Annotated in this window: 18 protein-coding genes; 4 read left to right on the top strand and 14 right to left on the bottom strand. The window is 34.9% G+C overall.

Annotated elements, in window-relative coordinates; translation table 11 throughout:
• Positions 1 to 7: 7 nt before the first annotated feature.
• From IC221_RS00510 to IC221_RS00485, 6 genes are all read right to left on the bottom strand, one after another.
• Complete coding sequence (locus IC221_RS00510; RefSeq protein ID WP_188167099.1) at positions 8 to 349, bottom strand: DUF721 domain-containing protein; 342 nt, start codon at positions 347 to 349, stop codon at positions 8 to 10.
• Positions 350 to 356: 7 nt separating this feature from the next.
• Positions 357 to 1430 (bottom strand): DNA replication/repair protein RecF, encoded by a 1074-nt coding sequence (locus tag IC221_RS00505; protein ID WP_188167098.1) that lies wholly within the window; start codon positions 1428 to 1430, stop codon positions 357 to 359.
• A 95-nt stretch (positions 1431 to 1525) separates the two neighbouring features.
• Positions 1526 to 2410, bottom strand: a complete 885-nt coding sequence (locus IC221_RS00500; RefSeq protein ID WP_188167097.1) for an ATP-grasp domain-containing protein — start codon at positions 2408 to 2410, stop codon at positions 1526 to 1528.
• Positions 2411 to 2513: 103 nt separating this feature from the next.
• Positions 2514 to 3257 carry an NRDE family protein gene (locus IC221_RS00495; protein WP_188167096.1) on the bottom strand — a complete coding sequence of 248 codons (744 nt, stop codon included), beginning with the start codon at positions 3255 to 3257 and terminating at the stop codon, positions 2514 to 2516.
• A 17-nt stretch (positions 3258 to 3274) separates the two neighbouring features.
• Positions 3275 to 3796 carry a hypothetical protein gene (locus tag IC221_RS00490; protein ID WP_188167095.1) on the bottom strand — a complete coding sequence of 174 codons (522 nt, stop codon included), beginning with the start codon at positions 3794 to 3796 and terminating at the stop codon, positions 3275 to 3277.
• Between the two features lie 105 nt (positions 3797 to 3901).
• Entirely contained in the window at positions 3902 to 4324 is a 423-nt protein-coding gene (locus IC221_RS00485) for a hypothetical protein (protein ID WP_188167094.1), read from the bottom strand.
• Here IC221_RS00485 and IC221_RS00480 point away from each other — a divergent pair.
• On the top strand, positions 4301 to 5125 hold the full coding sequence (locus IC221_RS00480; protein WP_223241248.1) for an arylesterase: 825 nt from the start codon (positions 4301 to 4303) through the stop codon (positions 5123 to 5125). The genes IC221_RS00485 and IC221_RS00480 overlap by 24 nt on opposite strands.
• Here IC221_RS00480 and IC221_RS00475 read toward each other — a convergent pair.
• From IC221_RS00475 to IC221_RS00450, 6 genes are all read right to left on the bottom strand, one after another.
• Positions 5117 to 6178 (bottom strand): hypothetical protein, encoded by a 1062-nt coding sequence (locus IC221_RS00475; RefSeq protein WP_188167217.1) that lies wholly within the window; start codon positions 6176 to 6178, stop codon positions 5117 to 5119. The genes IC221_RS00480 and IC221_RS00475 overlap by 9 nt on opposite strands.
• A gap of 49 nt (positions 6179 to 6227) precedes the next feature.
• Positions 6228 to 8027 carry a chloride channel protein gene (locus IC221_RS00470; RefSeq protein ID WP_188167093.1) on the bottom strand — a complete coding sequence of 600 codons (1800 nt, stop codon included), beginning with the start codon at positions 8025 to 8027 and terminating at the stop codon, positions 6228 to 6230.
• 192 nt (positions 8028 to 8219) lie between these two features.
• Positions 8220 to 9977: a hypothetical protein gene (locus IC221_RS00465; protein ID WP_188167092.1), complete on the bottom strand. Its 1758-nt coding sequence runs from the start codon at positions 9975 to 9977 to the stop codon at positions 8220 to 8222.
• Positions 9978 to 10006: 29 nt separating this feature from the next.
• A complete protein-coding gene (locus IC221_RS00460) occupies positions 10007 to 11257 on the bottom strand; it encodes an OmpP1/FadL family transporter (RefSeq protein ID WP_188167091.1) in 1251 nt (416 codons plus the stop codon).
• Between the two features lie 427 nt (positions 11258 to 11684).
• Positions 11685 to 12959: a GDSL-type esterase/lipase family protein gene (locus IC221_RS00455; RefSeq protein WP_188167090.1), complete on the bottom strand. Its 1275-nt coding sequence runs from the start codon at positions 12957 to 12959 to the stop codon at positions 11685 to 11687.
• Complete coding sequence (locus IC221_RS00450; protein ID WP_188167089.1) at positions 12943 to 14400, bottom strand: hypothetical protein; 1458 nt, start codon at positions 14398 to 14400, stop codon at positions 12943 to 12945. The genes IC221_RS00455 and IC221_RS00450 overlap by 17 nt, the downstream gene beginning before the upstream one ends.
• 196 nt (positions 14401 to 14596) lie before the next feature.
• On the opposite strand from IC221_RS00450, the gene IC221_RS00445 reads away from it, so the two are divergent.
• The gene (locus IC221_RS00445; protein ID WP_188167088.1) at positions 14597 to 15079 is read left to right on the top strand and encodes a GAF domain-containing protein; all 483 of its coding nucleotides are present in this window, start codon (positions 14597 to 14599) and stop codon (positions 15077 to 15079) included.
• Between the two features lie 47 nt (positions 15080 to 15126).
• Here the strand turns inward: IC221_RS00445 and IC221_RS00440 are convergent, their stop codons facing one another.
• Positions 15127 to 15654 carry an HAD-IIIA family hydrolase gene (locus IC221_RS00440; protein ID WP_188167087.1) on the bottom strand — a complete coding sequence of 176 codons (528 nt, stop codon included), beginning with the start codon at positions 15652 to 15654 and terminating at the stop codon, positions 15127 to 15129.
• Between the two features lie 65 nt (positions 15655 to 15719).
• Positions 15720 to 16697 carry a glycosyltransferase gene (locus IC221_RS00435; protein ID WP_188167086.1) on the bottom strand — a complete coding sequence of 326 codons (978 nt, stop codon included), beginning with the start codon at positions 16695 to 16697 and terminating at the stop codon, positions 15720 to 15722.
• Between the two features lie 223 nt (positions 16698 to 16920).
• Here IC221_RS00435 and IC221_RS00430 point away from each other — a divergent pair, with 223 nt between their 5' ends.
• Both IC221_RS00430 and IC221_RS00425 read left to right on the top strand, forming a co-directional pair.
• Entirely contained in the window at positions 16921 to 18006 is a 1086-nt protein-coding gene (locus tag IC221_RS00430; protein WP_044210287.1) for an Ldh family oxidoreductase, read from the top strand.
• A gap of 248 nt (positions 18007 to 18254) precedes the next feature.
• Entirely contained in the window at positions 18255 to 18824 is a 570-nt protein-coding gene (locus IC221_RS00425) for a Pathogenesis-related transcriptional factor and ERF protein (protein ID WP_188167085.1), read from the top strand.
• Positions 18825 to 18878 lie beyond the last annotated feature (54 nt).

Raw genomic sequence — 18878 nt, 5'->3', positions numbered from 1 at the left:
ATAGTTATTATGCAAATTTTATATCTGTTAAAACTTCTGCTCCCAGCCGTCTATTTAATTTTCTTACAATTCTTTCTCTTGCCATCGTTAGTTCATTTTTCAAAGTAGGAGTTGATAAGCGAGCGTAAAGTATTTTCCCTCTTAACTTTAAACTCATAGTTCGAGAAGCAATTGGCGTACCTAATTCATCTTCCCACACTTTTTCAATCATTGCTTGATTATAACTATGACTTTTTTTTAAAGATTTCACAAAATCCTGCATCGCACCAGCTACACTTATCGTTTCATGCTTCTTAGGAATTGGGGTTACTTTTCTAAACCTGTACTTTATCTTTCTGTCATCACTCAAAATTAAATTATTTTTTTAATTCTATGATATTACAAGGCATTGAAATCTGCTCTATCAATGTTTTAGACCGTTCAGGTCGAGCATCTGACAATAAAATCTGACTAAATTTCTTTTCTTTTATTAAACCAAGCAATTTTTTGATTCGAATGTCATCCAATTTGTCAAAAATATCATCTAATAACAATATCGGACTCGTATGAAGTTGCTTTTTAAGAAGTAAATACTGTCCAAGTTTCAAGGCTATGATAAAAGACTTTTGCTGTCCTTGGGATCCGTATTTTTTTAATGGGTAGGAATTTAGTCGAAAATCAAAGTCATCTTTATGAATACCCTTTGTTGTTCTCTGCAAAGCAACATCTTTCTCCCATGAATCTTCAAAAATTAGGTCACTTCCAAAGTCTGTTTTATAGTTTATTTCTGCTACTTCTTCTCCTGCTATTGAAAAATAAGATTCTTTAAAGAGAAATTTAAATTCATCAATAAAAGAGTTTCGTTTAGTTTGTATTTGTTGTCCTTCTTTCAATAAAACATGGTTGTAAGGGGCAACCCAATCTTTATTAGGTATTTGTCTTTGTTCAGCAAAATTTTTCAATAGTTGATTTCTTTGCAATAATGCTCTTTGATAATCAATTAATGATTGAAGATATTCTTTATCAAACTGAGAAATTACACTATCAAAATAACGCCTTCTAACTTCACTACCTTCCCTAAGTAAATCTGTATCGTTCGGTGCAATTAATACACATGGAAACTTCCCAAAATGTTCGCTGAAACGACTGTATTCCTTACCGTTAAGACTTATCTTTTTTTTAGACTTATCGTACTGACAGATGACAGTACTTAAATCTGTCTCACTTTTAAACCTTCCTGAAAGTGCAAAATCACTTGAACCATGTTTTACATTTTGGTTTTCAGTAAAACTAAATGCACTCTTTGTCATCGATAACATATACACTGCATCAATCAAGTTTGTTTTCCCTATACCATTGGGACCAATGATGCAGTTAATTCCATCCTCTAATTCTAAAGTGAGTTCATCGTAATTTTTAAAATTCTTTAGATAAAGTCTTTCCAGATACATGTTATTTCTTTTGCTAAGTCGCAAAAGTAATCATTTTCAAGTGATATAAATGCGTAACTGTTAAGTGAATATTGGATTCTGTAATAAGACTACAATTATCGTTGCATCAATGATTTCACTAATAAAGGAAATGATGTCTCAGGGTAGCCTTTTTTTCTGTTTTCTTTACTTATTTGATAAATTTTCCACCAATGTAAAAATAGGTCCTTATAAGCTCTTATAATTGAATTGTCTGGATCATAAATATGTGCAGGTTCTGAATTCACACCATTTAATTCCATTATTTTAAAATGTCCGTCCTTTAAAGCTTCTTCACTCTCCGCCTTGATATCGTATCTACCGAAATAGAAGTCGTCTACATGAGAAGATATTTTATCGAAAACTCGAATATCAAGTTCATCCTTCAAATAATTAGCATCATTGAAAATCGCACCTCTACAGTGATTACCCATTTTTGAAAGCATGAATACTTCATTCTCTAAAAGAATAAGATCTAACTCCTTGTTATATTTTTCTTTTAGGAAATCAATGTATAAAACGGCTCGACGATGACTTTTAAATAATTCCAATAATGTACTTTTTCCATCACCAACTACAAAAAGTTCACCTTTATAAACCACTGACGTTATTTGACCGCTTTGTTCAGAAGGATGCCTTACATACATCACACCATACTCATAATTCGCAGTGATGAATTCTTGAAGAATTACTCCTGAAGGATTTGTCGATAAATAATTTTCTATTTCTTCATCTGAATTCACCTTTTCTACACCACTTCCTCTTTCACCTTCATCAGGTTTTAGAATAATAGGGAAATTTAAATCCAACTGCTTCATTGTGGACTTTACTTCTTGAAGTGTTGGGGTAGAAAAGAAAAAATGAGATTTCGGTAAATATTCCTCTGGTATTTGCTTTAATGCATTGAATTTTGAATAATTAAAAAATCCGCCATACTTCATCCCAGGGTTTACTAAAGTCATAAAGCTAAATGACTTAGAGAGTATAGAGAGAAAAAAGTAAAAAAAGTAGACTGGAATATAAAAAATATAAAAGGGCCAGAATTCCCACTTCAATATTCTATGTCTAAAGTCCGGTTTGAGATTCATAATTAATTATAGTAAATGGCAACTTGAGTTGATCTTTTTCCTGTGTAAGTCTGTCGTGGTAAAACATATTTACTGACATAGCATCTACCTCTAATTGTGTACAACTTACTGTACAATATTGAGGCCTTAGCATCGACAAACCCAATTTACCCCCCGCATTAATCGCTTCGTGTACTTGTAATATCTCCTTAGGTAATCTGCTTTTTTCATTCAGCCAAAGCATAAATTTTGCTGTTCTTTTTTCCTTTTGTTGAGGAGTATATAAAGTAGATGAAGACCAAATATGTGGGACATTACTATCTAATCTTGAAAAATGTTTTTCAGATCCATCCCACACAAACTGAAGAAGCTCAATAGTACCTCTATTTTCAACAACAATTAAAGTAAATGGCTCAATATTATCAAAGTCATAATTTTCAAGGTAATCAGATATAATTGGTGCTGTTAAAGCATCCATAACCACCTTGCCTCTACTGTGTTTATATGGAGGTGTAGGTATATGTATTTCAAACTCCCCATTCAATAAACAAACTACCCTTCCTTGTTCAGTAGCTCCAAGCCAAGTACCTAAGGCTTCACCATCAATTGGAGCTAAAAATTTAACACCATTTTCTTTATGGATTGTCGGAGCAAAAGCTGAAGTCCTACTTTTTCTTTCATCTCTATTAGATGTAAAAATATAGGAAGAAGATGAAATTGGAACGTAGCTGAGTGTACACATAAATAAAGATTCTATTCCTAAGATTGTTGTTTTTGAAAAGCTGTAGTAGATTTTGCTACTCCAACTTGCTCACCAATAACAATGGTTGGAAAATAATGTTGAAGACCTATTTTTATAATTGCTAAATGATGAACAGCATGTTCATTACAATGATGTACTTCTCTTGCTAAAGTTGTTGGAGTACTCCATTCATTCATGTCATTATTTTGATAGTCCTTTACCACCAAATTCATGCTATAAAAAGGTTCATGAATCGTTTTCAACCATTTAGCGGTCTCTTTTATACTGAGAATTGCCTCTTTTAGGTTACATTCAATAGCAAGATCTCTTTTTCGTTCTTCATAACAAACGGAAACTTCTTTTTGAAAACTTGCTTGAAGACATTGATAAAATTCTATAATATGTCTAGTATGTTGACCGATAGATGAACCGTTGAATAGAGCTAATGGAGCTATATATTGTTCTTCTAATAATTGGGGTAATAAATTACAAAGTTGGTCTGATAGCTCTACAGCAGATTGAATTACAGTATTTTTCATGGATTAAAAATTAAGAGCAAAAAATTAGCTGTCTCATTTAAAAATAATAAAACAGCTTAAAATTATAAAGATTCATGAAAATATTTTATTAAGCGTAAGTTTATTTTAAGTCAACTGTTTCTTATATGTTCTTTGCCCTTCTACTTCTTGCTCTAAAACCAACAACGAAGTTAAAAAAGCGACTAAGGTCATACCAAATAATTGCAATCCTTCCGAATATCCACCTTCTACGGGTAAATCTACCCCAACAATAAATAGATGAACCATCAGCAAGAAAGAAGTGATAGCAACCGAAAGCCTTGCCCCTTCCTTAGACAATGGAGGGTAAACTAGAAAAAATGCTGCGATAAATTCAAATACAGCCATTAACAAACGTATGTCGTCTCCTAAGCCTGTAATTGTAAAAATATAAACGGACTCGGCATCATCTCCGAATTTGTAAAGTAAAGATTGAAGTAAGATTACAGAAGGTACAATTCGAAGTGCCCAATACGACAATACTTTATGGATTTTAAAATCTTTTTGCATTGTATTGGAAATAAAATTAGGTTTAAAGGTCAAATAGCTAATTGTAATTTAAGAGTTTATTCTTCTAGAAACTCATCATTACTTTTACTGAAAATACATCTGCAAGAAATCATGAAATTAAACACATTTTTAATCTTCCATTTTTTAATGTACGCTTTGTTTTTAAGTTGTAATTCAACTGATCAGAAGCAAGAAAATTCAAAAACTGTAAAAGTTGAAGTACAAAAAGATTCTAGCCCTGAAGTAAACAGAAAGAACATTATTTTTTTTGGAAATAGTCTTACAGCAGGATATGGGCTAGAAAAAGAAGCTGCTTTCCCTTCTGTTATTCAAAGAGAATTTGATAGCTTAGACATCAATTACCATTGCATTAATGCCGGGTTAAGTGGAGAAACAACGGCGGGTGGAAATGAAAGAGTTGATTGGATTTTAGGCCAAAATAAACCTGATATTTTTGTTTTGGCACTAGGAGGTAATGATGCTCTTAGAGGTATTTCACCCGAAAATAGTCAGCAAAACCTGGAAAGTATTATTGATAAGGTAAGAGCAAGTAATCCGGATTGTAAAATTCTTTTAGCGGGTATAGTTCCTCCTCCCAATATGGGAAAAGACTATTTTGATGCTTTTCAAAAAATATATCCTACTGTTTCAAGTAATAAAAATACATTCCTTCTTCATTTTTTACTTGAAAATGTAGCAGGTGAACCTTCCTTAAATCAAGAAGATGGTATTCACCCCAACGAAGAAGGGGCTAAAATTTTAGCAAAAAATGTAATAAAAGCATTAAAACCTTTACTCTGAGTCGTCTTTCTTTTTAGGTTTAAAAACAGGTCTAACTCTTTTCTTAGGAGCTTCAGTAGTATTTTCTGCTTCAGGCTCCTTTTTCATTACTGGCCTTACTTTTTTAGGTTCCGTTGATTCTGATTCTGGTGTAGCTTCAGGCTTAGCACTTTCTGATGCCGATTTACGCTTAAAGACCGGACGTGCAGGTTTAGATGGAAAATCTTCTTCCGATGATTTTTTCTTCATCACTGGACGAGCTGCTTTTTTTGGTGTCGCTTCATCAGAACTTTCTGTACTCTCTGATGCCGGTTTACGCTTAAAGACAGGACGTGCAGGTTTAGATGGAACCTCTTCTTCCGATGATTTTTTCTTCATCACCGGACGAGCTGCTTTTTTAGGTGTCCCTTCATCAGAACTTTCTGTACTCTCTGATGCCGGTTTACGCTTAAAGACCGGGCGTGCAGGCTTAGATGGAACCTCTTCTTCCGATGACTTTTTCTTCATCACTGGACGAGCTGCCTTTTTTGGAGTCGCTTCATCAGAACTTTCTGTATTCTCTGATGCCGGTTTACGCTTAAAGACCGGACGTGCAGGCTTAGATGGAACCTCTTCTTCTGGTGACTTTTTCTTCATCACTAGACGAGCTGCTTTTTTAGGGGGAGTAACTTCACCTTCCGCTGTTGATTTTCTTTTGACAACAGGTCTAGCAACTTTTTTAACCTCTTTGGTTTCTTCCTCTGAGTTCGATGATGATGTCGCTTTTGGTTTTACCTTAGGTCTAAACTTAGGTTTAGGTTTTGCTGTAGTTTCATCAGAAGGCACTTCCTCTTTCACCACTTTTTTAATTGGAGCTGCCTTTGGTTTTGGCTTAGGAGTTTCAACCTTAACTGCCTCTGCTAGCCAATACCTTCTTCTAATTTGATTGATTAAAAATAGCTTTTGCTGTGTAAAACTTTTAGGATGTACCATCATAAACAGCGATTCCCATTCCTGGTATCTTTCTGGCTCAGATTCCTTAAAAATTTTATGATCTATTCGTTTTTTTGTTAGATATAATTCAAACTCGCTCATCACTATTTTTTCTTTAGAATTACATGGTTAATCAATCAATTGCTGTTGATTAATTACCTACCCATTCTTTATTCAATCTTTGAAGTTGCTTTCTATAGACACTAAATATTCTAGATTTGGAGACCATACCTACATATTTTTTGTCTTGATCTATTACTGGTAAATTCCAAGCGTCTTCTTTTTCAAATTTTTGCATCACACTCTGCATTCTTTCACCATAATAAACAATACTAGGTGGCTGCATCATGACATTCGCAATTTTCACTTTTTCCTGTTGCTCTTGATCGAACATGATTTCTCTTACCTGATCAAGAGTTATTATTCCCCTAAGCTTCCCTTCTTTATCAACCACTGGAAAAACAGACCTTTGACTGACACTAATGGCTTTTACCAAGTCACTCAAATACCCTCTTACTTGTACAGTAACAAAGTTCGTTTCAATAAGTTTATTAATATTCAAGCGGTCCAAGACCTGCATATCTCTATCTCCTTTTAAATAGTCACCCCTTGCCTTTAATGTACTTACGTGTGGTGCATCTGGATTAACAACACTTACAGTAGTATAAGCGATAGCTGAAACCAACATCAAAGGTACAAATAGCGTATATCCACCCGTAATTTCAGCAATTAAGAAAATAGCTGTCAATGGTGCATAAACGACTCCACATAAAACACCGCTCATTCCTACCAGAATAAAATGGGATTCATGAAGATTGGCAAAGCCTAAAAGATTTACTAATCGAGCAAAAGCAAAACCTGTTAATCCTCCAATTACTAAGGCGGGACCAAATGTACCACCACTACCCCCAGATGAAAGTGTTAGAGAGGCTGCAATTACTTTAGCAAATAAAATCATAATGATATAAGCTAAGAATAACCAAGCTTTTGTATTAGGAATAATGCTTTCAAATAATTCTGCTCTCTGTAAAAGGTGATGTTCTTGACCGTTTAATAATGCTTTGATTGACTCATAACCTTCACCATAAATAGGAGGGAAAATAAAAATAGTCACTGATAATAGAATACCACCAAATAGTGCTCTTCTATATCTATTTGGAAATTTTTCCTCCATCAAGTGCTCCATTTGGTGCAATGTCTGATTAAAATAGATAGACATTAGCCCTGCCAAAATACCTAATATGATAAAGAAAGGAATGTTTTGAGCCTGAAAGTCATCTGTGATTTTAAAGGAGAATAGTACTTCTTCACCTACAATTAATGAAGATACAATTGCTGCACTTACAGATGAAATTAATAAAGGTACAAAGTTCGCAACAGATACACCTGTCAAAATCACTTCTATACTAAATATCAACCCTGTAACTGGTGCATTGAATATCGCTGAGATAACACCAGCGGTACCACAACCAATCATCAACGTCTTGGTCTTATAATCCAGAAGAAAGGATTGAGCCATATTGGAACCTATCGCACCTCCTGTCAATACAATCGGAGACTCTAGTCCTACTGAACCACCAAAACCTACAGTGAACATAGAAGTAACAAATCTGGAATACATTTTACTTTTCCCAATGTTACTATTATTCTTAAAAATGTCATGAAGGATATCCGTAATGGCATGCCCAACACTACTCTCTTTGTAAAGTGATTTTGCAATTAAAGTCGTGATAATCAAACCAATAATTGGAAATAATAATAATCCCCAATTATCTCCAAAACTATAATGCGTTAGATGCTCATGAATATGATGCACAGACAGCTTTAATAGAACAGCCGCTAAACCTGAAGCTATCCCCACCATACTACTAACAATAAGAATAAAATTCCTATCGGAGAGGTGAACTCTTCTTAAGTTTAATAACTTTTCGACTATTTTGTGTTTTGCCATTTAACTATTAAAGTATTTTGCTGTTGGTTTGTGAAAATGAGATTGCTTATGTTGACACAAAAATAATAGGTTTTGGAACTATTTCAGTGATTCGCACAACTTTCAAGGAGTAAACTTACAAAAATACTAGACAAAAAAAGCCACCTCTCTTAATAAAAGAAAGGTGGCTTACCTATAATTGAGTTTTTTATTCTAGTTAGATCCTGCTGGTGCTGGCGTAACAGGCGTTGTTTCTACAACAGGGAAATCATTTTGTTGAATTTGAGGGATTCTAGCATTGTATTTTGCATTGATCGCTTGAATTGTAAGATTACCAATGATTGCATATCCTCTTTGCGTTAAATGAGCTCCATCTAAAGAGAATAAGTTACCACTTAAATAAGCTGTAGTATAGGTTACTCCATCAATAATGATCCCAGTTTGTGCTGCTTCACTCATAATTGATTTAGTATCTACATAAGCTAAACCTCTTGCATCTGCTTGCTCCTTTAAGAAGGTATTATATCCTTCTACAGCATCTTGTACTTTTTTTACATCATCCGCCAATAATGCTTCGCCTGCAGTTGGAACTGGTAATACCTCTTTTAAATCATCTGGAAGACTTCCTCCACCTGTAATCACGTTTACAAGAGCCGACACTTTACCTTGAGCTAAAAGCGTGAACTTACTACCCACTGCTGTTTGTCTCATTTGAGTTGGAGATGTTTCGTCATATACTGGCATTTGATTCGATTCCATCGTAAATACAGGGTAGCTACCATTTGACTTCATATATGTATCAGAAGATGCAATAGCTTCTTCTACTGATGAAGTTGCCCATGATGCATCAATTCCAATACCTACTAAAAGGCTGATAGCAGCTTGTCCTTCAGCACTTGCAACATAGGCATTAGCTATTGCCTGAGCCATTTCGTCATTTGCTCCACCTTCAATGGCTTCAGCATAAGCACCTGCATAAACAATTGCTGTTGCAATCTCCGCTGCTTTTGGTACATATGTAGGGTCTCCTACACTACCCTGAATCTGTGCTACAATTCCTGCCACTGCATTGATCATTGTTCCATTTCCAATATCAATGCTTGGTGTTACCAATTCAGTAATTGTAGGATTCTTAACACCTCCAATTGCTTCATCCATAAAACCGTTTACAAGACCTAAAACCGGTTCTGATAATTCTTGACCTGCTAATTGTAAAACACCCTCTAAATCTGATGCAATAAAATTAAATAATGCAGCCTCAGTAATATCTGGAATATTTAAGATCGCACCTTTAGCACCTTTGTCATCCATTGCATCTAAAACTAATGAAATCGCTGCTTCATAATCCTCTTGTGGAGTAATTGCTTCGCTACCTAATGCTCCTCCAGACTGTGCGTAACCAAGTACATCGTTTGCCCCCAACCACATTGTATAAAATGTTGGATCAAGTGCAATTACATCTGTCAATACTGTAGATACACCTGGCTGACTAGCAAAATACCCATACAAGCCTGCAGCTAATGCAGGATTGTTTACCTCAATTGCCTTCATTCCAGAAACAGCCATGTTGTGAAAACCTCCATGCTCTGCATAAATGTTAGATGTAGGAACAACAGGTTGTGTACAAGTGAAACAAGGACCTTCGTTAGTCAAAATAAGTGGCTGTCCAAAATATTCATTTCCTGAATGGGAGATCAAAGGTTGATTAAAACCTGAAGCTCCTAAACCTGCTTGTTGTAAACTATTGGCGATAAGTTGAGGATAGGCATTTACCTGAGAAGATGAAAGCCATGCACCATCTGAAACACCTGCTGTTAATGAATTACCAAGTGCTACATAGGTAGTGTAATCAATTGCAGTTCCATTATGAGAACCACCTGAAGGAGAAAAGTCATCTACTTCCGGCTTACAAGCCATCAGTACAGCAAATACCCCTGCAGTAATTAATGATCTATATCTTTTAAATGTCATGTTTCTTAAAAAATTGATTGGATTAGTAATTAGAATTTATAGTTCACTGCAATACTAGGAATCATCGCTGATGCTTTATAAACTCCATTAAGAGCTCCTGTATTCACACCGTCAGGAATTACGTTCTCTCTTTGCTCTTTTGTATTGTAAAGGAAAGCGGCATCAATAGAAAAATGATCACCAATGTTATAACTTGCACCCACAGTTAAACCTATTGTGTTAGCATCTGGTGACTCTGGTGTCATATAACCATCTCTAACAGGCGTAGTGTCATAGTAAATACCTGCTCTAACTACTAAATCGTCCAATGCGTTGTATTCAGCTCCAAAATTGATAATGTATGAGTCTTGCCAATTTCTATCAAAACTGATGTTATTTGCTGAGAATTCTTCAAATTCAACCTCTAATGCCTCATATACACTCCAACCTACATAGTTAAAGTCTAAAGCTAAAGCTAACTTGTCAGTCACTTTATAACCTACACCAATTGCTATAGTTTGAGGTAAAGGCAATGTAGCATTGAATTTATCCGTGTTTACACCTTCTGCCATTCCAAGTACTCCAGCAATGTATGCGTTTGGTACATTGAATGTGGCATCTCCGCCTTCTACTTTCATGTCAACTCCCGAACGGTAGTTCACACCAAGGGATAATTTTTCATTTAACTGAGCAAAAACACCTACATTAAATGCATATTGTAAAGTGTTACCTTCAATTTTTGAATTGATATCTCCACCTGGAGCTGTGTTTGATTTTTGGAAAACAACACTACCCGTCACGATATCTAGACCTGCACCTACTGATACTTTTTCACCGATTCTGTAAGAAACTGTAGGCTGAATATAAATAGACTGCAATGAAATTTCTTGTAAAGAGTATCTACCTGTCCAGTCATGATCATATGTTACTGTTGATCCAAAAGGAGTGAAAATCCCTAAACCAAACGCCCAAGGAGACTCTGCTGACGGTCTATACACACCATATGCATGAAAAGGCGTTCCCATTGGTGAAGTAGATTGGTATTTCTGTGATCCTTCAAGACCTCTGTATGAAATATTTGACATTACTGGACTAAACCCTACTTGGATTTGAGTACTTTCTAAAAACGAGAGCGCTCCCGGATTAAAAAATAAGCTTGATGCGTCGGGGCCATAGCCCACGCCAACATTACCACGTCCAGTTTGCTTTGTACCTTGTAAAAGCACCTGGAAGCCATTAGCAAAAGATGCTTGAGCAATGCATACTGCTGCCAATGATAACAGTAAATTTCTAAGTTTCATTAAGTAAAATAGATTTTATAAAAATTGATAATTTCCAGACTAAGTGTTGTCTTCGATATTACAATCAGATGAACAAATGTTATGTATGCATAACAAATTTTTCTGAACAATTATAGGTTTACTCTCCGCAAAGTGCAAACAATTCATAAAAAATACCACGTATATTTAACACTTATAGTTGTTTTAATAGATATATTCACATTTGTTATAAAAAAAATGCAACATAATATTTGTAATTATTACGTTTAACTACAAATGAATATTCATTCATAACATTTAACACTTGCTAAATATGAATTTAATGTAAACCGCCTATGTTTTGTTTTATAATAAAAAGAGGAAAGAATATAATAATTGAATTATTTTAATAAAGGTAAATGAATGAATATTCATTTTATATTTAACGAAGTTATATATACGCATTAATTTAATACGTATTATAATAATTCATTAATGCCCTATAAAATAACTCTCCTTGGTATTGATAACCGATTCGACTTAAGTGTACTCTGTCTTTTGAAGTCATTGAAAGAGCACTCCATTGTTCTATTGAAGAAAGCCCTCCCATAACATGATAGAAATCCCAAATAGCTACATTATTGGTCTCGGCAATTTGATACATGGCCTTTGTCGCAACTGCATTATCTCGATTGAGATATTTCGACTTCCTAAAATTATCTCCAGGTGTGGTAAGTATGATTGGTAAATCTGGAATTGATTTTCTGATATCTTGAATCAACTTTGTGTACTTTTCAACAAAAGCATTTTTATTAAATGGAGAGTGAAAAGCGTCGTTAGTTCCTAATGAAATAATTAATAAATCAGGATGAATCGCTAGAATATCTTCTTGAATCGCCTTACATCTTAAATAAGAAGTGACCTTAGCACCGTTTACACCAGATGAACTATAAGAAAGGCCACCTTGATGTTGATCATAGACACCAAAACCTCTTAATATAAATTTATTTTGTGATGCATTTTCTTTTTCAAAAGAAAACCTAAATTTTGAAATCGGCTGATCAAAAAGGAAAGTGACTTTTCCATTTACGACTTCTTTTTTGATCAATTTTGCGGGTTCCAACGGCATTACCACAGGCGTGAACTGTGTTATATCATCGGTTGGATAGTAGACTTCAATTTTATTTCCTTGATAAGGATGCAACGAATCAATCCCGACATTGATGGTAAGTGCTGCAAATGACTCTGTGGTTCGAGCTGAAATTGCAGCTACCCCCCAATTACTCTTATGATAACTGATCGAAGCTCTTTTTCCTTCCCATTCGCCTATTTTAGATACTGAAAAATTATAAGGATTGTTTGTTTTTGCGGCTTTATAGGGAAAGAAAAATCCTCTACTGAGCATTGGGAATCGTGCATCTTCATAAAACTTTTCTCTCACCCATCCTGAGAAAAAATCAGCTTGTATATGTGAATCCCCAATATGTAAAACCTCAACTTGCTTTTGATTTCCTTCTTCTAATTCTGATAGCTTATCAAAAAAGGAGTCTAATAAAGTAGAATCATTGAAAACTTGAATGGTGTTTAAATCCATTCTTATAAAATCGTATACTTCAAAAGGTTTCTTTGTTGAAGTAACTGCGGTAGGAGCTGAATGTCCACATAGAAATAATAGCGTAAAAACGGCTTTTACACTAAAAAAAATATACCGCTTCCACGGCCGTTTTCTATTTTGTGATTCCATTGGAATTATTTCTGTTTTTGTAACGCTGATACTCCCTAACTAACTCATTATACAACATATCACCGATGTGATTCGCTCCCTTTCTTGTAAAGTGCGTGTAATCTTTACCTGCCCAGGCTGGCTTTTTATCAGCCCATTTCACAATCGAGTTTTTTCCGCCCATGGCCAAGTATAAGTCCCAATAAGCTACTCCTGCTTGTTTTGCTGCTCTTCTCTCTGCCGCTCTAATAGCATCAATGTTAGGATAAGATTCCATTTTCCCTCCTTCTTTTCGAGCCATATCTGACACTCCCACAATTAGAATACTCATCTCTGGTGCCACTTCTTTAAAGTATTTTAGTTGTTTGACTAACAAACGCTCATAAAACTTATAATTCTTGACCTCTTGCGGTACTACATTTACACCAAATTGTAAGATTAAAAGTTCAGAATTTAGCGTTGAAAGTAAAGTTTTAAAGTGTTTACGACTCACTTTTGTAAAATCTGTTCCTGATGATCCTCTCATTGGAATATTATCGACTGCAATACCTGTATTACAATCAAAGCTTACTCCATACACCTCAGGTGATGCATCTGCTGTAAAAGAGACCTCCAATGTCCCTAGTGCTCCTGATATTGGTAATTTTATTTTTTTGCTTTCAGAATCAGCTTCAATTCCTATGGTACTGCCTTCTACACCATTCATGCTATACCCCAGTTCTACATCGGCTACTGTATTTCTTAAGTAAATATTAAACAGTTCAAATTGTTTATGTGTGCTTTTTGAATAAGGAGCTGGCTCAAAAGACAACTGTGCCTCTGTCCCTTCATAAGAATAATACTTTCCAAAGAAACCATAATCATTATGTTTACCTCTGTATTTCTTTGGTCCAAAACATAAAAACTGTTCCCAGTTATCAGAGTAAGTTTGGGCTAATGTCGTTCTTCTATTTTTTTGTTCCATCACTGGTACTAAACCAACGCCGCAACCACCAAACTGCTCTTGTAGATTTCTTCTCAGCTGTTCCGTCATTCTATCTCCTTCCAATTGAGAATCGCCATAATGTAAAACTCTTATCAATTTTCCTTCTTCTGAAATAGAAGTTAACCCCTTAAAAAAATGATCTAAACAATGAGGATTATTTTCAGGATATTCAATTGCTACGGCTCCCTTGGGAGTTCTTACTTTTAGTGGTTTTTCTTCAACAGGTGTCCATGATGATTCATCTGAAATACTTTCCATATCCACTGTCATGGAATCGTCCTCTTCATACTCTTCGACTTCCACTTCCTCCTTTTCTTTTTCTGCAATCATGCTTTCGGGTAAAACATCTTCAGTGGAAGGAATACGAATCGTTGTCCCAAAAATCTCAATTTCTTCTGGAGACATCATCAATACCAAACCTAGCATTAAAGCTACATATACTAATATCTGAATTATCTTTAAAGGAGTAATTTTCATTCTTTCGCGTTGAGGTTACTTTCAGTATTTATTCTATGAAAAATTCAACTATAAATGTATAAAAAATATAAATGTACAATACAGTGATAGTCATAATTCAACGAAAGTTTTTTATCTGTCCTCAATACTGTAATTTTGCGTTTTCATTTTCTTCTTTCGAAAATTAGACATACTCACCTCAATAAATACATAAATCATGGCAGAAGAATTATTCTTACCGGACAACGGTAATAAGACGGAACTGTACGAAAGTATTCTTCCTCAAATTAAAGGACTGACTTCTATTGAAACAGACTTAATCGCCAATTTATCCAATACTTGTGCGGTGCTTAAAGAAGCTTTTGACCACTTATGGATTGGGTTCTACTTGGTTAAAAATAATGAATTAGTATTGGGACCATTCCAAGGACCAATTGCCTGTACAAGAATTAAAAAAGGAAAAGGAGTTTGTGGCACTACTTGGGCTGAAGCAAAAACATATGTAGTCGATGATGTTGAAGCTTTTCCGGGACACATTGCTTGTAGTTCTGCTTCCAAGTCTGAAATTGTGGCCCCTGTTATCGTCAACGATGAAGTCGTTGCTGTTTTGGATATTGATAGTGATCAATTGGCTACGTTTGATGATGTAGATCAAAAATATATTGAAGAATTGTGCCACTACCTTGCCACAAAGTGGTAAGTATCTGGTAAAAAAATAAGGGCGTTACATCAGCAACGCCCTTATTTTTATTGATCAGTTAAAATGATCTTATCAACAGCCTCAAGTAAATTCTTAGCGTAATGTGTTGCTACAGAATTTTCTACCATTGGGTTGTCAACTTGAATTCTATATTTGATTCCTACCTTTTCAGCAGGGATTAAATCTCTTTCCTTGTCTCCAATCATCCAAGTGTTTTCCATGTCTGCATCGTACTTGTAAATAGCTCTTTCGAACATCAAAGTACCTGGCTTACGACTCAATGAATTGGACCATTTTTCATGTAAAGGTGCGTAGAACATGTCATCAATAGCATTGTTACATTCTTTCTGCAATGCATCATGACAGATATATACATCTTCTTTCTTATAGATTCCTTTTACAATACCAGATTGATTTGTTAAGATCACTAACTTAAAACCGGCATCTTTTAACTTTTGCAAAGCTTCTGCAACTCCTGGAAGCACCTCAAACTTTTCTAAAGTGTAAGCATAATCCACATAGTCTTTATTCAAGACTCCGTCTCTATCCAAGAATACGCACTTATTCTTTTTCATCTTAATTAAGTATAGAAATGAAATAATTTCCGCAAAGTTAAGAGAATACAGATATAAATTGTCATCTATTCAGATTTATAAACCCTTCCTTTCCAATGTACCTTGGGTTCTCTGATACCATACAGGAGTAATGAATTGTAGGTAACGAGATGCATTATATCAAATAAGAAACTCGCTTTCCATTGTATTTTCAACTTCAATTCTCGCTGTATTGCAATCACTGTTACTGATTTAACAAGATAAAAAACAGGGATTAACCACAATAATTCGTTAAAAAACACACCTAAAAGTATTAATAAAGGATAAAAAATGATATTGAGGTAATTCAGTATTTTAAGAGAAAACTGTATCTTTTTTGCTCCTTGCATCCACCTCCAGCGTTGATGTAACCAATTACTAAAAGTAACAACAGGCTGAGTTACGGCTAAAACTTCACTGGAAAAAAGCTGTTTAAACGTTCCTCCTTTATTCACTACTTCTCTGAATAATGCAAAATCTTCTGCTACTGAAAAAGGAATATTTCTCATTCCGCCCACTTTATCAAACATGGACTTTCTAATCCCTAAATTGTTTCCCATAGCCGTGATTGGTATACCTATTTCCGCTAAAATTTGAATCAACTTTAAGGCTAACATCCAATCCAACCTTTGATAATTAGACCAATAGTTTCCTTCTTCAACAATTGTCACACCAGTCACAATGTCTGCAGAAATTAGTGAATTGAGCATGTTTTGCACCCATGTCGAAGGATAAACAACATCTGCATCAGCAAAAAGAAAGTACTCTGCTTCAGTTTGTAAGCTTAAATAATCAAGTACATTGACCTTTCCTTTCAAAGCTCTATTTTGAGGAACATTAAATACATTAATGTTGTCAAATTTCTTTTCAAATTCAGCAATAATCTCTTCAGTATTATCTTCTGAAGCATCGTTACCTATTAAAATATCAACACATACATTGTTATTAACATTTTGAGAAATTAAACTTTCAAGGCAAGATCTAATCGTAACTCCCTCATTTCTAGCAGCAATAAGTATACTCACCTTCATCTCTTCAAAATCAATTTACTAAACATGTTAAAATTTGAACCATATAGCATTTTAAGCTATTTGTAGGTTTATCTAAAGTTGGTAAATTTGTAAGTAATTAAAATAATACCAAAAGTAGAAAATCAAGTTTTTCAAAATACAAGGTATCAAAAATTCTACATTACGTTTGTACTTAATTAAACTAGACTAATAGTTCTACTTATAAAAATACTAATACATGACAACGGCAATTAATTTAGTTCCCTACAAAACTCTTCTTACTTTTAGTAAAAACGTTTTTCTAGCAATGGGCTGCCCTGAGAAGGATGCGGATTTAGCTGCTAATGTTTTATTATCTGCTGATTTAAGAGGTGTGGACTCACACGGCGTTGCTCGTTTGATTGGATATGTAAGACTATGGGAAGCAGGGAGAATCAACCCTACCCCCAATATTAAAATAATCCATGAAACACCAAGTACAGCTACTGTAGATGGTGATGCTGGATTAGGTTTAGTGGTGGCTCCACAAGCAATGCAAATTGCTATTGATAAAGCTGAAAACGTAGGTACGGGTTGGGTATCAGTTAAAAACTCAAACCACTACGGTATTGCAGGATATCATGCTATGATGGCTTTGGAACATGACATGATTGGTATGTCTATGACCAATGCTAGCCCATTGGTGGCACCTACTTTCTCTAAAGAAAGATTATTAGGTACCAACCCAATTGCTATGGCAATTCCTGCTGGAGAAGAGCCTCCTTATGTTGCGGATTTTGCTACAACAACAGCCGCTAACGGAAAGTTGGAAATTCTTCAGAGAAAACAAGAAGATGCTCCTGTAGGCTGGATCCAAGATAAAGAAGGATTGTCATCTACGAATGCTGGTGAATTGAAAAATGGTGGTGCATTATTGCCATTAGGCGGTGATAGAATTAGAAGTAGCCACAAAGGATATTGCCTTGGAAGTATGGTTGATATTTTATCTTCTGTATTATCAGGTGCTGGATATGGCCCATGGGCTCCTCCTTTTGTAAGCTTCTTACCATTGCCTGAAGATCCTGTTGGAGAAGGATTAGGACATTTCTTTGGTGCCATGAGAGTAGATGGATTTAGACCTAAAGAGGAATTTAAATCACATATGGATAACTGGATCAGACGCTTCAAAAGTGCTGAAACAGTTGAAGGGCAGGAAAGAGTGCTGATTCCGGGTGATCCAGAAAGAGAAATTGAACATGAAAGATTAACAGAGGGTATTCCTTTGTTGTCTCCTGTTATAAAAGACTTAGAAGAAGTTGGTAGTAAATTTAGTCTATCAATTTAAACGGAACTTAGTACTTCATCAAAATTACTTTCAACTCATTTTGGTGGAGTACTGATTCTAGAAATGCTAAAAACCATTAGATACTAAAACATTTACAACTTGCTAAAGCTATAACAAAGTCATTTGTCATAGCACCATACTTCATTCTAGATAAAAACACTTAACAAAATAAGTTAGTGTGCTTACGTGATTTTACTGTACATACTATCTTAAATTAAATTACTTACTATCTAAAACCAATTAAGAAAATGCTTTACAAGATCAAGCTTAAGAATGCTGATGAGCATGTACTATTATCTAGTGCGGCTTATGAGTTCATTGAAAACAACGAGTATTACAAACAATTAAATCTTTTAGAAAATCTACGTTTACACGCTAGTGGATACGTATTCTTTCAAAAAAACTTTCCAAAACCTAATGGAGGATATAAGAATGTTACCATTTACCTTCATAAGTTAGTCGCTGAGAAGTTTGTACCAAAACATGACTCAGAGAGAAGATTATTCGTAAGAATTATGAATGGAAATCCTCTGGATTGTAGAGAGAAGAACCTTGGTTGGGCTACTATGGCTGAATTAAGAAGAAATCAAAAACACCATCATAACAAAACAGGCTACAGAGGTGTAGTGAAAGTGAGTAAAAAGACTTACCGTGCGGTACTTTACTCTAAAGGAGAAAGATATGACCTTGGTTTGTTCCCTTCTGCTGAAAGCGCAGCTGAGGCTTATAATAATAAATCAAAAGAGCTTTTCGGTAAAACGAAGAGTTTGAATAATTTCGAAGAAGAGCACAACCCGAATGTTGTTGCTTCTAACTAGAAAATAAGAATTCCAATAAGTACTCAGGAAAAATGATACAATGCATTTCTTCTG

Origin of the sequence: Flammeovirga sp. EKP202 (genome assembly GCF_014534745.1) — a bacterium.
GTDB lineage: Bacteria > Bacteroidota > Bacteroidia > Cytophagales > Flammeovirgaceae > Flammeovirga.
The sequence above is the reverse complement of the archived record's forward strand: the minus strand, read 5'-3'. Positions and strand labels throughout refer to the sequence as shown.

Coding starts and splice junctions, on each gene's coding strand:
- IC221_RS00505 (WP_188167098.1), bottom strand. CDS start 1,430: ATGTATCTGGAAAGACTTTATCTAAAGAATTTTAAAAATTACGATGAA.
- IC221_RS00430 (WP_044210287.1), top strand. CDS start 16,921: ATGACAACGGCAATTAATTTAGTTCCCTACAAAACTCTTCTTACTTTT.
- IC221_RS00425 (WP_188167085.1), top strand. CDS start 18,255: ATGCTTTACAAGATCAAGCTTAAGAATGCTGATGAGCATGTACTATTA.
- IC221_RS00475 (WP_188167217.1), bottom strand. CDS start 6,178: ATGAGCGAGTTTGAATTATATCTAACAAAAAAACGAATAGATCATAAA.
- IC221_RS00450 (WP_188167089.1), bottom strand. CDS start 14,400: ATGAAAATTACTCCTTTAAAGATAATTCAGATATTAGTATATGTAGCT.
- IC221_RS00480 (WP_223241248.1), top strand. CDS start 4,301: ATGGATTTTAAAATCTTTTTGCATTGTATTGGAAATAAAATTAGGTTT.
- IC221_RS00485 (WP_188167094.1), bottom strand. CDS start 4,324: ATGCAAAAAGATTTTAAAATCCATAAAGTATTGTCGTATTGGGCACTT.
- IC221_RS00440 (WP_188167087.1), bottom strand. CDS start 15,654: ATGAAAAAGAATAAGTGCGTATTCTTGGATAGAGACGGAGTCTTGAAT.
- IC221_RS00470 (WP_188167093.1), bottom strand. CDS start 8,027: ATGGCAAAACACAAAATAGTCGAAAAGTTATTAAACTTAAGAAGAGTT.
- IC221_RS00500 (WP_188167097.1), bottom strand. CDS start 2,410: ATGACTTTAGTAAACCCTGGGATGAAGTATGGCGGATTTTTTAATTAT.
- IC221_RS00495 (WP_188167096.1), bottom strand. CDS start 3,257: ATGTGTACACTCAGCTACGTTCCAATTTCATCTTCTTCCTATATTTTT.
- IC221_RS00460 (WP_188167091.1), bottom strand. CDS start 11,257: ATGAAACTTAGAAATTTACTGTTATCATTGGCAGCAGTATGCATTGCT.
- IC221_RS00465 (WP_188167092.1), bottom strand. CDS start 9,977: ATGACATTTAAAAGATATAGATCATTAATTACTGCAGGGGTATTTGCT.
- IC221_RS00490 (WP_188167095.1), bottom strand. CDS start 3,796: ATGAAAAATACTGTAATTCAATCTGCTGTAGAGCTATCAGACCAACTT.
- IC221_RS00445 (WP_188167088.1), top strand. CDS start 14,597: ATGGCAGAAGAATTATTCTTACCGGACAACGGTAATAAGACGGAACTG.
- IC221_RS00455 (WP_188167090.1), bottom strand. CDS start 12,959: ATGGAATCACAAAATAGAAAACGGCCGTGGAAGCGGTATATTTTTTTT.